This window comes from Streptomyces sodiiphilus, from assembly GCF_039529215.1.
GTDB classification, from domain to species: domain Bacteria; phylum Actinomycetota; class Actinomycetes; order Streptomycetales; family Streptomycetaceae; genus Streptomyces; species Streptomyces sodiiphilus.
In genome coordinates this window covers 377,808-391,747 of record NZ_BAAAMJ010000010.1, presented here as the reverse complement: position 1 = coordinate 391,747, position 13,940 = coordinate 377,808, and the positions used below count along the sequence as shown (strand labels likewise).

At 72.2% G+C, this 13,940-nt stretch carries 10 protein-coding genes; 9 read left to right on the top strand and 1 reads right to left on the bottom strand.

From position 1 onward, the window contains the following. Positions 1-188: 188 nt before the first annotated feature. The 5 genes from ABD299_RS06925 to ABD299_RS06905 all read left to right on the top strand — a co-directional run bounded on the left by ABD299_RS06925 (position 189) and on the right by ABD299_RS06905 (position 6,402). A complete protein-coding gene (locus tag ABD299_RS06925) occupies positions 189-929 on the top strand; it encodes a prepilin peptidase (protein WP_344259622.1) in 741 nt (246 codons plus the stop codon). A gap of 233 nt (positions 930-1,162) precedes the next feature. Next, positions 1,163-1,939, top strand: a complete 777-nt coding sequence (locus ABD299_RS06920) for an isoprenyl transferase (RefSeq protein WP_344259621.1) — start codon at positions 1,163-1,165, stop codon at positions 1,937-1,939. 237 nt (positions 1,940-2,176) lie between these two features. Further along, positions 2,177-3,511, top strand: coding sequence for an RNA 5'-3' helicase PhoH2 (gene phoH2, locus ABD299_RS06915; RefSeq protein WP_344259620.1), 1,335 nt, complete (start codon positions 2,177-2,179; stop codon positions 3,509-3,511). A gap of 564 nt (positions 3,512-4,075) precedes the next feature. Further along, positions 4,076-4,795 (top strand): lytic transglycosylase domain-containing protein, encoded by a 720-nt coding sequence (locus ABD299_RS06910; RefSeq protein WP_425581268.1) that lies wholly within the window; start codon positions 4,076-4,078, stop codon positions 4,793-4,795. A 125-nt stretch (positions 4,796-4,920) separates the two neighbouring features. Beyond that, positions 4,921-6,402, top strand: a complete 1,482-nt coding sequence (locus ABD299_RS06905) for an AI-2E family transporter (RefSeq protein ID WP_344259618.1) — start codon at positions 4,921-4,923, stop codon at positions 6,400-6,402. 18 nt (positions 6,403-6,420) lie between these two features. Here the strand turns inward: ABD299_RS06905 and ABD299_RS06900 are convergent, their stop codons facing one another. Then, the gene (locus ABD299_RS06900) at positions 6,421-8,232 is read right to left on the bottom strand and encodes an alpha/beta hydrolase (protein ID WP_344259617.1); all 1,812 of its coding nucleotides are present in this window, start codon (positions 8,230-8,232) and stop codon (positions 6,421-6,423) included. 258 nt (positions 8,233-8,490) lie between these two features. Between ABD299_RS06900 and ABD299_RS06895 the strand changes: the two genes are divergently transcribed. The 4 genes from ABD299_RS06895 to ABD299_RS06880 all read left to right on the top strand — a co-directional run bounded on the left by ABD299_RS06895 (position 8,491) and on the right by ABD299_RS06880 (position 13,932). Then, the gene (locus ABD299_RS06895; RefSeq protein ID WP_344259616.1) at positions 8,491-9,015 is read left to right on the top strand and encodes a PadR family transcriptional regulator; all 525 of its coding nucleotides are present in this window, start codon (positions 8,491-8,493) and stop codon (positions 9,013-9,015) included. Then, complete coding sequence (locus tag ABD299_RS06890) at positions 9,012-9,689, top strand: ABC transporter ATP-binding protein (protein ID WP_344259615.1); 678 nt, start codon at positions 9,012-9,014, stop codon at positions 9,687-9,689. The genes ABD299_RS06895 and ABD299_RS06890 overlap by 4 nt, the downstream gene beginning before the upstream one ends. Beyond that, entirely contained in the window at positions 9,686-12,100 is a 2,415-nt protein-coding gene (locus ABD299_RS06885) for an FtsX-like permease family protein (RefSeq protein WP_344259614.1), read from the top strand. The genes ABD299_RS06890 and ABD299_RS06885 overlap by 4 nt, the downstream gene beginning before the upstream one ends. A 149-nt stretch (positions 12,101-12,249) precedes the next feature. Beyond that, positions 12,250-13,932, top strand: a complete 1,683-nt coding sequence (locus tag ABD299_RS06880; RefSeq protein WP_344259613.1) for a fumarate hydratase — start codon at positions 12,250-12,252, stop codon at positions 13,930-13,932. Positions 13,933-13,940: the final 8 nt, after the last annotated feature.

The window sequence follows — 13,940 nt, the reverse complement described above, 5'->3', positions numbered from 1 at the left end:
GTCGGCACCAGTCGGCACTCCTTGACGCCAGCGCCGCCATTCCCACCCCGGCGGCGGCTGGCGGGGCGGACCGTGAGCCACCCCCCCCGCTCCGGTCCTGCCTCTTTCGAGGCCGGTCTGCCCTCTCCCCCCACCTGGGCAGGCCGGCCCGCCAAATCCTCCGTGCCGGTGCCCCGTACGCTCGGCGCGTGCATCTTCTGATTGCCGCCGCCGCGGCGGTGTACGGCGCAGCCGTCGGCCTGTTGCTGGTGCGTCCCGCCTACCGGCTGTCCGTGGAGCCCGAGGAGTCCTGGCGTGCCGCGTGTCCCGCCGGCCATCCGCTGACCGGACCGCTCCGTGGCTGGCTGGGGGGTGCCCGGTGCGGCGACTGCGCGCCGCCCGGTGGCTACGGAGGCCGGGCACCCCGGTTCGCCGTTCCGACCGCGGGCTGCTGCGCGGCGCTGGCCGCAGCCGCCGGGCCCCGCCCGGAGCTGGCCGTCTGGCTTCTGGCCGCTCCGGTGGTGGTGCTGCTGGCGGCGGTGGATCTGCGGGTGCAGCGGCTTCCCGACGTCCTCACCCTGCCGCTGGCCGTCGCCGTGCCGGCCGGCCTGGGGGCAGCCGCGCTGCTGCCGGAGGCGGCGGGCAGCTGGCCGCGGGCGCTGCTCGGCGGCCTGGTTCTGGGCGCCGGTTACTTCCTGCTGTTCCTCGTCAATCCCCGTGGCATGGGGTTCGGGGACGTCAAGCTGGCCCTCGCCCTCGGGGCGGCTCTGGGGTGGTACGGCTGGGACGTGCTGTTCGCCGGGACGTTCGGCGGGTTCCTGCTGGCCGCCGGCTACGGGGGCTGGCTGATGGCGGCGCGCGGGGCGAGCCGCCGGACGGCAGTGCCGTTCGGCCCGTTCATGGCTCTCGGGGCGTTGGCCGGACTGATGCTGGGAGGACTCGCCGCGTAATTATTTCCCCGGATGCACCCAGCACGGCCGTGGATGCGTTACGGTGGAAACCCCCCCTCGGGCCGGTCCGTATCCCCCCCCACGGACCGGCCCGCTTTTTCTTTCCCGCGTCCGTGTCCTCGCCGGCCACCGCCGCGGCCGGGATTCCACCAGGTGGACGGCGCGGCAGTACAGTGCAGGGATCGAGGCGCCGGTCCGGCAGCCGGTGCGCATGGAGGGGCTGAACACACGCGATGAACGCGATCAGGACGACGCTGCGCCGGCTGGCCGTGAAGCTGTACGCGCGGCGGGTGGAGGGCCGCCTCGACACCGACCGCGCCCCCAAGCACATCGGTGTCATCCTCGACGGGAACCGCCGGTGGGCCAAGGCGGCCGGCGGCACCACCAAGGAGGGGCACGAGGCGGGCGCGGCCAAGATCCAGGAGCTGCTGGGCTGGTGCGAGGAGACGGACGTCGAGGTGGTGACGCTCTGGCTGCTCTCCACCGACAACCTGAACCGGCCGCAGGAGGAACTGGTCCCGTTGCTGTCCATCGTCGAGGGGGCGGTGCGCGATCTCGCGCAGGACGGCCGCTGGCGGGTGCATCACGTCGGCACGCTGGACGGGCTTCCCGAACGGACCCGCCGGGTTCTGCGGGAGGCCGAGGAACTCGCCGGGAACCGGGACGGGATACTGGTCAATGTCGCGGTCGGCTACGGCGGTCGCCAGGAGATCACCGACGCGGTCCGTTCCCTGCTCGCCAAGCGCGCCGCCGACGGCCAGACCCTGGAAGAGGTGGCCGAAACCCTTGAGGTCGAGGACATCGCCGAGCACCTGTACACGCGCGGGCAGCCCGACCCCGACCTGGTGATCCGCACCAGTGGCGAGCAGCGCCTGTCCGGCTTCATGCTCTGGCAGAGCGCCCACTCGGAGTACTACTTCTGCGAGGTCTACTGGCCCGCCTTCCGCAAGGTGGACTTCCTGCGGGCGCTGCGGGACTACGCCGCGCGGCACCGGAGGTACGGCACCTGACGGGCCGGCAGCACGCGGCCGTACCGGCGGCCGGCCGGGGCGTTTAACCGCGGCTGATCACTGGGCATATCTCCCGCGGGTCCGCGCATATGCGAGGACCCGCCGGGAGGCCCGATTGCGCACCACGCAGTTCGCGAAGGGCCGGTCCGCGGCCCGCGCTCGGGTCCGGTCCGGCCAGACCCCCGGCGCCCGGCGCGCCGGGACGCCGCTACCTCTTCCGAGGGGGTTCGTCCTCACGTGGTGACCAGCAAGAAGCGCCCGGACGCCAGGCGCATGTATGTCCTCGACACCAGTGTTCTGCTCGCCGATCCGTCGGCGATGACGCGCTTCGACGAACACGAGGTGGTCCTGCCCGTCGTCGTCATCTCCGAACTGGAGGCGAAACGGCACCATCCCGAGCTCGGCTACTTCGCCCGGCAGGCGCTGCGGCGGCTGGACGAGTACCGCGTGCGGCACGGCCGGCTCGACACGCCGCTGCCGATCGGTGATCTCGGCGGCACCCTGAGGGTCGAACTGAACCACTCGGATCCGGCCATACTTCCCAGAGCGATGCTCAACGACCGGGGCGGGCTCGGTGACAACGACACGCGGATTCTGGCCGTCGCCCGCAACCTCCAGGCGGAGGGGCACGACGTCACGGTGGTCTCCAAGGACCTGCCGCTGCGGATCAAGGCGTCGTCGATCGGCCTGGCGGCCGAGGAGTACCGGGCGGAACTGGCCATCACCGACTCCGGCTGGACGGGCATGGCGGAGATCACCCTGCCGGGCGAGGCCGTCGACGAGCTGTTCGCCGCCGAGACGGTGGACGATCCGCTGGCCGCCGGGCTCCCGGTGCATACCGGGCTGGTCATCTCCTCGGAGAAGGGCCGCGCGCTGGGCCGGGTGACGGCCGACGGCCGCATCAGGCTGGTGCGCGGCGACCGGGAGGCGTTCGGTATCCACGGGCGCAGCGCCGAGCAGCGCGTCGCCCTCGACCTGCTGCTCGATCCGGACGTGGGCATCGTCTCGATGGGCGGCCGGGCGGGCACCGGCAAGTCGGCGCTGGCCCTGTGCGCCGGGCTGGAGGCGGTGCTGGAGCGGCGTCAGCACCGCAAGGTGATGGTCTTCCGGCCGCTGTACGCGGTGGGCGGGCAGGACCTGGGCTATCTGCCGGGCTCCGAGGCCGAGAAGATGAGCCCGTGGGCGCAGGCGGTCTTCGACACGCTCTCTGCGGTGACGAGCCGTGAGGTGATCGAGGAGGTGGTGGCGCGCGGCATGCTGGAGGTGCTGCCGCTCACCCACATCCGGGGCCGGTCGCTGCATGACGCGTTCGTGATCGTCGACGAGGCGCAGTCCCTGGAGCGCAATGTTCTGCTGACCGTGCTCTCGCGGATCGGCCAGGACTCCCGGGTGGTGCTGACGCACGACGTGGCGCAGCGGGACAACCTGCGGGTGGGCCGGTACGACGGTGTGGTGGCGGTGGTCGAGAAGCTGAAGGGGCACCCGCTGTTCGCCCACGTGACCCTGAACCGCTCGGAGAGGTCTCCGATCGCCGCCCTGGTCACCGAAATGCTGGAGGAGGGCCGCATCTAGCGCCGGGCGCGAACCCGCGCCGCGGGCCGGTGTCCGCCCGCCCCGACAGGGCGGGCGGACACGTGTGTGCGGGGGGCGCGCGGCGGTTCGGTCACTCCGGCGGGCGGTGGACCGAGGGGGCTTTCCGGGAGAAGAGGCCGATACGGTACAACCGGCCGAAAGGGTCCATTCGCGGTGAACGGGGTGGTACTGTCGCAGGTCGTCGGGGGGTTGCCCGCCGGTTGGTCAACCCCTGCTGATTCTCCGGGGAATGGCAACCCCAAACGCCATGTGAGCTTTCCCACACTGAGCTGAATTGCCTCGGACTGGTCGTGTCCGGCAGTGTGTGCGTCTGTCAGGCCCCGCATACGGCACCGCTGCCCGCGACGGCAGCGGAAGCGCACCGGACGGACAACTGAACAGATGCCCGCCGTATGCCGCCCGAAGAACCACGCGGACCCCGCGCAACGCCGCTCGGGGTCCCACGGGCCAGTGCCTCCCGTGACCGGACAGAGGGAGGCCCGTGTCAGGGGCACGATTGCGCCCGCGGGGTCACCCGGGCGGGCGATGTTGGAAGGAAACCGTGTGAGCCGGATTTCGGTCCGGGGATTCGCAGTGGCTTCTGCTACCGCGGTAACGACCGTCGGTGCGGCCGTCGGCGTTGCCTCGGGAGACGAGCAAGGCGGTACCTACGACCTGGAGGTCGTCGCCGCCGACGCAACGCTGCTTGCCGAGATACCCGCTGGACAGAATGCCCAGCTGCACACTGCGTCCCTTTCGGTTCAGGCCGAGACGCAGTCCACCGCCGCCGACGCGGCGGTGAAGAGGGCCGCGGAGGAGTCCGCGCGCAAGAAGGCGGCTGAGGACGCGGCGGCCAAGAAGGCGGCTGCCGAGCAGGCGGCCAAGGAGAAGGCCGAGCGCGAGCGCGCCGAGCGGGAGGCCGCCGAGGCGGCCAGCCGCAGCAGTGAGCGGACCGACATCGCGTCGGCGTCGGCGCCGGTGCAGTCCTCCTACACCAAGGCCGAGATCCAGGCGATCGCCCGCGGGATCGTCGCCGCCGACCAGTTCCAGTGCTTCTCCGACATCGTCGAGCGCGAGAGCGGCTGGAACCACAGAGCTACCAACCCCTCATCGGGGGCCTACGGTCTGATGCAGGCGCTGCCCGGGTCCAAGATGGCCTCGGCGGGCGCCGACTGGCAGACCAACCCGGCCACGCAGATCAGGTGGGGCGTCAAGTACATGAACGAGCGCTACGGCAGCCCCTGCGGCGCCTGGCAGTTCTGGCAGGCCAACCACTGGTACTGACGGACCCGGTACCGGCACAGCGAAGGTCCCCGNCCCCTTCCCCGTGCCGGGAGGTGCCGTGCCGGCGGCCGCACAGGGTAACGTCGGGCGCGCCGGGTGAGGAAACCGGGGGCGGAGGGAACGGAATGTCACGACTGAACCGGCTCAGAGCCGGTTTGGGGCGCGTCGGCCTGCGGCTGGAGGCGTACCGCAGGGCGGCCGAGCGCGAGCGGGATCGCCGGGAGCGCGAGGCCGAGGAACGCGCCGTTGCCGAGGCGCACGCCCCGTCCCCGCCCCCCGCCTCCTTCCCGGCCCGCACCCGCCGCACGGTGGTGACCGACGCCCTGCCGCCCGCACCGGACCCGGAGGCCGCCGGCGGGGCCGGTGATGTCCCGCCGCCTCCCGGCGGGACGCCGGCCGAGCAGCGGCCGGCTCCGGCCGAGGCGCTGCCGTGGGGGGTGCGGGTGGCGGCCGAGGCGGGGTGGCGGCTGCTCGTGCTGGCGGCCGTGGTGTGGGTGCTCATCCAGGCGGTGAGCGCCGTCAGCCTCATCGTGATCGCCTTCGCCGCCGGCTTGCTGGTCACCGCGCTGCTGCAGCCGATGGTCGGCCGGCTCAAGAGGTGGGGGGTCGGCCGCGGGGCCGCCACGGCCATCACCTCGCTCGGTGGATTCGGTGTGATCGGGCTGAGCGGCTGGTTCGTCGTATGGCAGGTCATGGAGAACATCGACGACCTGGTGCAGAGCGTCCAGGAGGGTATCGACGAGTTCCGCAACTGGCTGCTGGAGAGCCCCTTCGGCGTCACCGACGACCAACTGAACGAGGTCGTCGACAATCTCAACGCCTGGATCGGGGACAACAGCGCGGCGCTGACCTCTGCCGGGTTCGAGGGCGTCACCTATCTCGTGCAGTTCCTGACCGGAGCCGGTATCGCGCTGTTCGTGGTGCTCTTCCTGCTCTACGACGGCCGCAACATCTGGTACTGGTTCCTGAAGTTCATCCCCGCCGCGGCCCGCGAGGGGGTGGCCGGGGCCGGACCCCGCGCCTGGATCACGCTCACCGGTTATGTGCGCGGTACTGTCCTGGTGGCGCTCATCGACGCCGTCGGGATCTGGATCGGTCTGTACTTCCTGGATGTCCCGATGGCGGTGCCGCTGGCGGTCATCGTCTTCCTCTCGGCCTTTGTGCCGATCGTGGGCGCCATCGCCTCGGGCGCGCTGGCCACGGTGGTGGCGTTCGTCACCGACGGGTTCGTGACGGCGATGCTGGTGCTGATGGTGGTGCTGATCGTCCAGCAGGTGGAGAGCCAGATCCTCCAGCCCTTCATCCTGGGCCGGATGGTGCGGGTCCACCCGCTGGCGGTGGTGCTCTCGGTGACCGGTGGCACCCTGCTGGCGGGCATCCCGGGTGCGGTGGTGGCGGTGCCGCTGGTGGCGGTGGTCAACACGGTGGTGACCTATCTGCGCGCCTATCACGCGGGCGCGGCCATGAGGCTGGCCCCCTCCCGCGCCGGGGCCACCATCGCGCCGCTGGCGCCGACACCTCCCCGTCCGTCGCGCGACCGGGACGAGGAGGCGCCGCGGCCGGAGACCGGACCGGGGAGCGGGGGCGACGGCGAGGAGCGCGGCTAGGCGGGAGCGGGCCGGGGTTCACTCGGGCGTCCCGGCCCAGCCGGACCGTGGCGGATGACGCTCCTCCAGCAGGTGCTTGAGCCGGGAGGTGTCCTCGGCGGTCCAGCCCGCGGGCGGGATGATCACCGCCCACGCGTCCACGGGGTTCGAGCCGTACCGGTGGCCGTGCGGGGCCGGCGCCCCGTAGGAGACGGCCATGTCCACCGTGGTCTGCCAGAAGGTGACGAAGGGGAACCAGTCGACGGCCGAGGTGACATCGGGCCCCAAGGGCTCCCGCAGCCACTCCGGGCGCTGGAAGAGCAGCCGGGGCGACCACCAGACCACCGGGTCCGAGGCGTTCTGCAGGTAGACGACCCGAGGGTGCTCCCACGGAGCGCCCGGCGGCAGCCGCAGGTCCTGCTCGGGGAACTGCCCGAAGCGCACGTGCCTGCCCCCGTCGTGGACCGGCCGCCACACGGGGCTGCCAGGATCGCGGCCCGCGGTCAGCTCGCGGTGCAGGGGGCTGCCGTCCGGCGGGCCGATGAGCAGCGCGCCGTCGGTTCTGGCCAGCATGTCGTCCAGGCTGTCGAAGGAGTCCTCGATGGCGGTGACGGCGAGGCTCTCCCCGAAGACCACGAGCTTGGGGCGCCGTTCCTCCGGCTCCTGTTCCCAGCGTGCGTGTACGGCATCGGTCAGCGCCCGGGTCGCCTCGCCCGCCTCCTCGCGGTCGACGACGAACGAAGCCCAGCTCGGCAGGTAGGAGTACTGCATGGTGACCACGGCGGTGTCCCCGCCGTACATGTACTCCAGTGCTTCGACGGTGGTCGGGTTCACCCACCCGGTGCCCGTCGTGCCCGCGATGGCGAGCACCGAGCGGTCGAAGGCGCCGGTGCGCTCCAGTTCCCGCACGGCCAGCTCCGCGCCCTCCCGGTATCCGTCGTAGGCGGCCCGGCCGACGTACACCCGCACCGGCTCGGTCGCAGGCGACGCGGTGAAGGCGGAGATCTCGTCCCGGGAGAGCACCTTCCCGGTGAAGGTCCGGCCCTTGTTGCCGAGGTCCTCCCAGGCGATGAGCGAGTCCGGGCTGCCGGAGACGAGAGGGGAGTAGGGCCGCAGTACGCCGGGATCGGTGCTGCGGTCCTTGGCCGCGGCGATGCGGTCGGCGATCTCCAGGATGCCCCGGTCGAAGACCACGTCACGGGTGCCGAACACGACAATGGCGCTGCTCAGCAGCAGCCCCAGGGCCACGGCCACCGGCCAGGGGACGAACCGCCCCAGCAGCCGCATCAGGGTCCGGGTGCCCAGCCGGATCACCCTGGCGGTCAGCAGCAGCGCCCCCGCGGTGGCCAGGGCGATCAGAGTGATCATCAGGGAGTGCCAGGTGAGTGTGGGGGGCAGTTCCTGGAGCCGGCGCAGCTCGCGCTGCATGTCGGCGCTGCGTGACAGCAGGAAGATGACCAGCGGCGGGGAGATCAGGTAGAAGGCGAGCCAGGCACGGGCGCGCAGGACCGGGCCGGGGTGCCAGGGCAGGGCCATCCGGGCCAGCGTGCTCAGCAGCGCGCCCAGACCGTAGCCGATGGCCGCGGTGATGCCGCCGATGACCCCCTGGAAGTACCAGGGCCGGGGGACCAGCGACGGCGTGAGCGAGAGCCAGAAGAAGAAGGTGGCGACCAGACAGGCCGTCAGATCGGGCCAGCGGCGGACCAGCCAGTCGGACGACGGGCGCTCCCAGAAAGGCTGGTTCAGGACGGTCCTCGCGCGCTGCCCCGCCCGCCGGGCCGCCGCCCGGCCCGCGGAGCGCCCGGGACCCGGCCGGGGTCCGGACATGACTTCCCCCGCGGTCTGCAGCATGGACTTGTCTCCCCCGACCCCTCGGCCTTCGGTGAGCGTGCCGTGTGTGAGCCCTCACGCTAAGGGATGGGACGCGGCCACGGGGCACCGGCGTTGCCTCCGCCGCCGGCCGCCACCCGGCGGCCGGCGGGTGAGCCGGGCCGGGGCCGGGCCGGACGAGGGCCTCACCCTGCGGGGACGGGCTGCCCGGACGTGTGCACGAGAAGTAGAGACGGCATGTATACACGGCAGGTATACATCTCATGTATAGTCGCCGCCATGTCCATCAGTCACACGCTCCTCGGCCTGCTGGAAGGCGGACCGCGGCACGGCTACGACCTCAAGCGCGCCTTCGACCGCCGCTTCGGCAACGACCGCCCGCTGCACTACGGGCAGGTCTACTCGACGATGTCCCGACTCCTGAAGAACGGCCTGGTCGAGGTCGACGGCATCGAGGCCGGAGAAGGCCCCGAGCGCAAGCGCTACGCCATCACCGAGGCCGGCATCACCGATGTCGCGCAGTGGCTCGCCCGGCCCGAGAAGCCCGAGCCCTACCTCCAGAGCACGCTGTACACCAAGGTCGTCCTCGCCCTGCTCTCCGGGCGCGACGCCGCCGCGCTGCTCGACACCCAGCGGGCCGAGCACCTGCGGCTGATGCGCGAGCTCACCCGCCGCAAGAGCGGCGGCGACCTCGCCGACCAGCTCATCTGCGATCACGCCCTGTTCCATCTCGAAGCCGACCTGCGCTGGCTGGAGCTGACCGCCGCGCGCCTGGACCGGCTCGCCTCGGAGGTCCGCGCATGACACCCCTGCTCACCGCCACGGACCTGCACAAGTCCTACGGCAGCACGCCCGCCCTGGCCGGCGCCTCGTTCGCCGTGGCCGCCGGAGAGGTCGTCGCCGTCATGGGCCCCTCCGGCTCCGGCAAGTCCACCCTGCTGCACTGCCTGGCCGGCATCGTCCTGCCCGACTCGGGAGCCGTCCACTACGCCGGGCGCGAGCTGTCCGCGCTCTCCGACTCCGGACGCAGCGCGCTGCGCCGCTCCGACTTCGGGTTCGTGTTCCAGTTCGGCCAGCTCGTCCCCGAACTGACCTGCCTGGAGAACGCGGCGCTGCCGCTCCGCCTGGCCGGTGCGGGCCGCAAGGAGGCCGAGGCGCGGGCCGCCGGGTGGCTGGAGCGGCTGGAGGTCGACGACGTCCGCCACCACCGCCCCGGCCAGGTCTCCGGCGGGCAGGGCCAGCGCGTCGCCGTCGCCCGGGCGCTGGTCAACAACCCCAGGGTGCTCTTCGCCGACGAACCCACCGGAGCCCTGGACTCGCTCAACGGCGAACGGGTGATGGAACTGCTCACCCAGGCGGCCCGGGAGGCCGGCAGCGCCGTCGTCCTGGTCACCCACGAGTCCAGGGTCGCCGCCTACTCCGACCGCGAGGTCGTCGTCCGTGACGGGAAGTCCCGGGATCTGGCGGGCGCCGTATGACCGCCACCGAGGAACGCACCCGGCCGCCTGTCGCCGTCCCCGACGGCGACGGGTCCGGGCCGGCCGGGCTGCGCCGCTGGGCCGCCGATCTGCTGATGGGCGTCCGCTTCGCGCTGGCCGGGGGCCGGGAGGGCTGGGCCCGCACCCTGCTGACCGCGGTCGGCACGGGCCTGGGAGTGGCGGTGCTGCTGCTGGCCGCCGCCGTGCCCACCATGCTCGACGCCCGGGACCAGCGGACCGAGAGCCGGGAGAACTGGGGCATCGGGCAGGAATTCCTGGAACCCGGGCCGGACACCCTGGTCTACGGGCACATCGACACCGGCTACCGGCACGAGGCCGTCCGCGGCCGGGTGCTGAACCCCGACGGCGCCCGCCCTCCCCTCCCGCCCGGCCTGCGGGAGATCCCCGCCCACGGCGAGATGGTGGTCTCGCCCGCCCTGCGGGACCTGCTCACCTCGCCGGACGGCGAACTCCTGCGCGAGCGCCTGCACTGGCCGGTGGCCGGAACGATCGGTGACGATGGGCTGGCCGGACCGGGAGAGCTCGCCTTCTACCTGGGTGCGGACATCACCCCCGGCGACGCCGACGCCTACCGCATCGACACCTTCGACACCGGCGGCAACGTGAGCCCTCCGCTCAACGCCGAACTGCTGCTGCTGGTCATCGTGGTCTGTGTGGTCCTGCTCGTGCCGGTGGGGGCATTCGTCGCCATGGCCGTCCGGCTCGGCGGGGAACGCCGCGACAAGCGGCTGGCGGCTCTGCGGCTGGTCGGGGCCGACACCGCGATGACCCATCGGATCGCGTCCGGCGAGGCACTGGTGGGAGCGCTGCTGGGCCTTGTCCTGGGGGCGGTGTTCTTCGTGCTCGGGCAGCAGTCGATCTCCGGGATACGGCTGTCCTCCCTCAGCGTCTTCCCCTCGGACGTCACGCCGCACCCGCTGATCGCCGCCCTGATCCTGCTCGCCGTCCCCGTCTGCGCGGTGGCCGTCACCATCGGCGCCCTGCGTCGCATCTCCATAGAGCCGCTCGGCGTGGTGCGCAACGCCGAACCGCGCCGGCGCCGGCTGTGGTGGAGGCTGCTGCTGCCGGCGGCCGGACTGCTTCTGCTGATGCCGCTGTTCGGCGAGGTCGACGCCACGCAGACCTCGGTGGACACCTGGCAGATCACCGCCGGGATCGTCGCCCTGCTGATCGGTGTCACGGCGGTGCTGCCCTGGCTGGTGGAGACCGTCGTCCGGCGACTGCGCGGCGGGCCGCTCCCGCTCCAGATGGCCGGCCGCAGACTCCAGCTGGACAGCGGCACGGCGGCCCGCGCGGTCAGCGGCATCACCGTGGCCGTGGCCGGAGCCATCGCGGTGCAGATGCTGCTCGGCCCGGTGGCCATGGGCCACACCGAGGAGACCGGACAGGACCTCGACCGGGCGGACGCCCTGGTGTACACCAGGGACGCCGACCCGGACCGGATGCCGGAGCTGGCCGCCGAGGTCGCCTCCCTCCCCGGGGTCACCGCCACCCTGGGCACCGTCACCGCACATGCCTTCATCCCCGCGGAGCACAATGAGGAGGACTACCTCTCGGTCACTCTCACCATCGCCGACTGCGCCACGCTCGCCGAGCTGGCCCGCCTGCCGGACGGCGGCTGCCGGGAGGGCGACGTGTTCCTCGTCAACGGCTCCGACGTGGGCGTGGATGTGGAGCCCGGCACGGAACTGAACCTCGCCCCGCCGCGGTGGTCCCTGGACGGCACCCTCATCCCCACGGATCCGCAGATGTGGACCGTGCCCGGGAACGCCGCGGAGGCCACCGCACGGCTCAGCCCGATGGGGGACCACACCTACGGAGTACTGGCCACCCCCTCGGCCGTGGACACCGGCCGGATGACCGACAGCAGCGTCTCGGTGCTGGTGAAGCTCGACCGTTCCGAGCCCGACGCCGTGGAGCACCTCCGGAACACCGCGGCCGGGTACTCCCTCGGCACCAGGGTCTCGGAGATGCGGAGCACCGAAGTGGATTCCGCTTTCGCCTCGATCCGGAAGGCGTTCCACGCGGGGGCCGTCGTGGTGCTGCTGCTCATCGGCTCGACGCTGCTGGTCTCCACCCTGGAACAGCTGCGTGAGCGGCGGCGGCTGCTGTCCGTGCTGGACGCCTTCGGGACGCCGCGGTCGGTGCTGGGGCTGTCCGTCCTCTGGCAGACGGTGCTGCCCGTGGCACTGGGGATGACACTGGCGGTGGCCGGAGGCATCGGCCTCGGCGCGGTCCTGCTGAAGATGATCTCCCAGCCGGTCAGCGTCGACATCGCCGGCCTGGCGGTCATGGCAGGGATGGGAGCGGGGGTGGTCGTGCTGGTCACGGCGGTCAGCCTGCCGGTTCTGTGGCGCATGATGCGCGCGGAGGGGCTGCGCACCGAGTGACCGCGGGGGCGGAGGCCGGGCCCTTCCGGCCTCCGCCCTTCCGGCCGCCCCGCCGCGAAGTGCGCGCGAAGGTGGCGTACCCCACGGCGCCCGCCCGCCGGGGCGTTCTACTCTGGGGGCGCCGTCCGGTCCGTCGAGGGAGATGACCCATGCCCGAGTTCGCCTACACCGACCTGCTTCCCGTGGGCGAGGACACCACCCCGTACCGGCTGGTGACCGCCGAGGGCGTCAGCACCTTCGAGGCCGGGGGGCGGACCTTCCTGCGGGTGGAGCCCGAGGCGCTGCGGAAGCTGGCCGCCGAGGCGCTGCACGACATCTCGCACTACCTGCGGCCCGGGCACCTGGCGCAGCTGCGCCGCATCCTGGACGACCCGGAGGCCTCCCCGAACGACCGGTTCGTCGCCCTGGACCTGCTGAAGAACGCCAACATCTCCGCCGCGGGCGTGCTTCCGATGTGCCAGGACACCGGCACGGCCATCGTGATGGGCAAGCGGGGCCAGAACGTGCTGACCGCCGGCCGGGACGAGGAGGCGCTCTCCCGGGGCATCTACGACGCCTACACCCAGCTCAACCTGCGGTACTCGCAGATGGCCCCGCTCACCATGTGGGAGGAGCGGAACACCGGCACCAACCTGCCGGCCCAGATCGAGCTGTACGCGACCGACGGCGACGCCTACCGCTTCCTCTTCATGGCCAAGGGCGGCGGCTCGGCCAACAAGTCCTTCCTGTTCCAGGAGACCAAGGCGGTGCTCAACGAGGCGTCCCTGATGCGCTTCCTGGAGCAGAAGATCCGCTCCCTGGGCACGGCCGCCTGCCCGCCGTACCACCTGGCCGTGGTGGTGGGCGGCACGTCCGCCGAGTACGCGCTGAAGACCGCCAAGTACGCCTCCGCCCACTACCTCGACGAGCTGCCGGCCGCCGGCTCCGCGACGGGACACGGGTTCCGCGACCGGGAGCTGGAGGAGAAGGTCTTCCGGCTCACCCAGCAGATCGGCATCGGCGCTCAGTTCGGCGGCAAGTACTTCTGCCACGACGTGCGGGTGGTCCGGCTGCCGCGGCACGGGGCGTCCTGCCCCGTCGCGATCGCGGTCTCCTGCTCGGCCGACCGGCAGGCCAGGGCGAAGATCACCGCCGAGGGCGTCTTCCTGGAGCAGCTGGAGAAGGACCCGGCGCGCTTCCTGCCGGAGACCACCGAGGCCGAGCTGGTCAGCGGGGCCGGCGCCGACCAGGGCGGCGACGTGGTGCGCATCGACCTCAACCGGCCGATGTCCGAGATCCGCGAGGAGCTGAGCAGGCACCCGGTGAAGACCCGGCTGTCGCTGACCGGCCCGCTGGTGGTCGCCCGCGACATCGCACACGCCAAGATCAAGGAGCGGCTGGACGCCGGCGAGGAGATGCCGCACTATCTGCGCGACCACGCCGTCTACTACGCCGGCCCGGCCAAGACCCCGGAGGGTTACGCCTCCGGTTCCTTCGGCCCGACCACCGCCGGGCGGATGGACGCCTATGTCGAGCAGTTCCAGGCCGCCGGCGGTTCCCTCGTGATGCTGGCCAAGGGCAACCGCTCCCAGCAGGTGACCGACGCGTGCGCGGCGCACGGCGGGTTCTACCTCGGCTCGATCGGCGGGCCGGCCGCCCGGCTGGCCCAGGACTGCATCAAGAAGGTCGAGGTGCTGGAGTACCCCGAGCTGGGCATGGAGGCGGTCTGGCGGATCGAGGTCGAGGACTTCCCGGCCTTCGTCGTGGTGGACGACAAGGGCAATGACTTCTTCGCGCCGGACGACGCCGGGCAGACCTTCGTGACGTCCATCCCGGTGCGGCCCGCGACGTAACGGGCCGA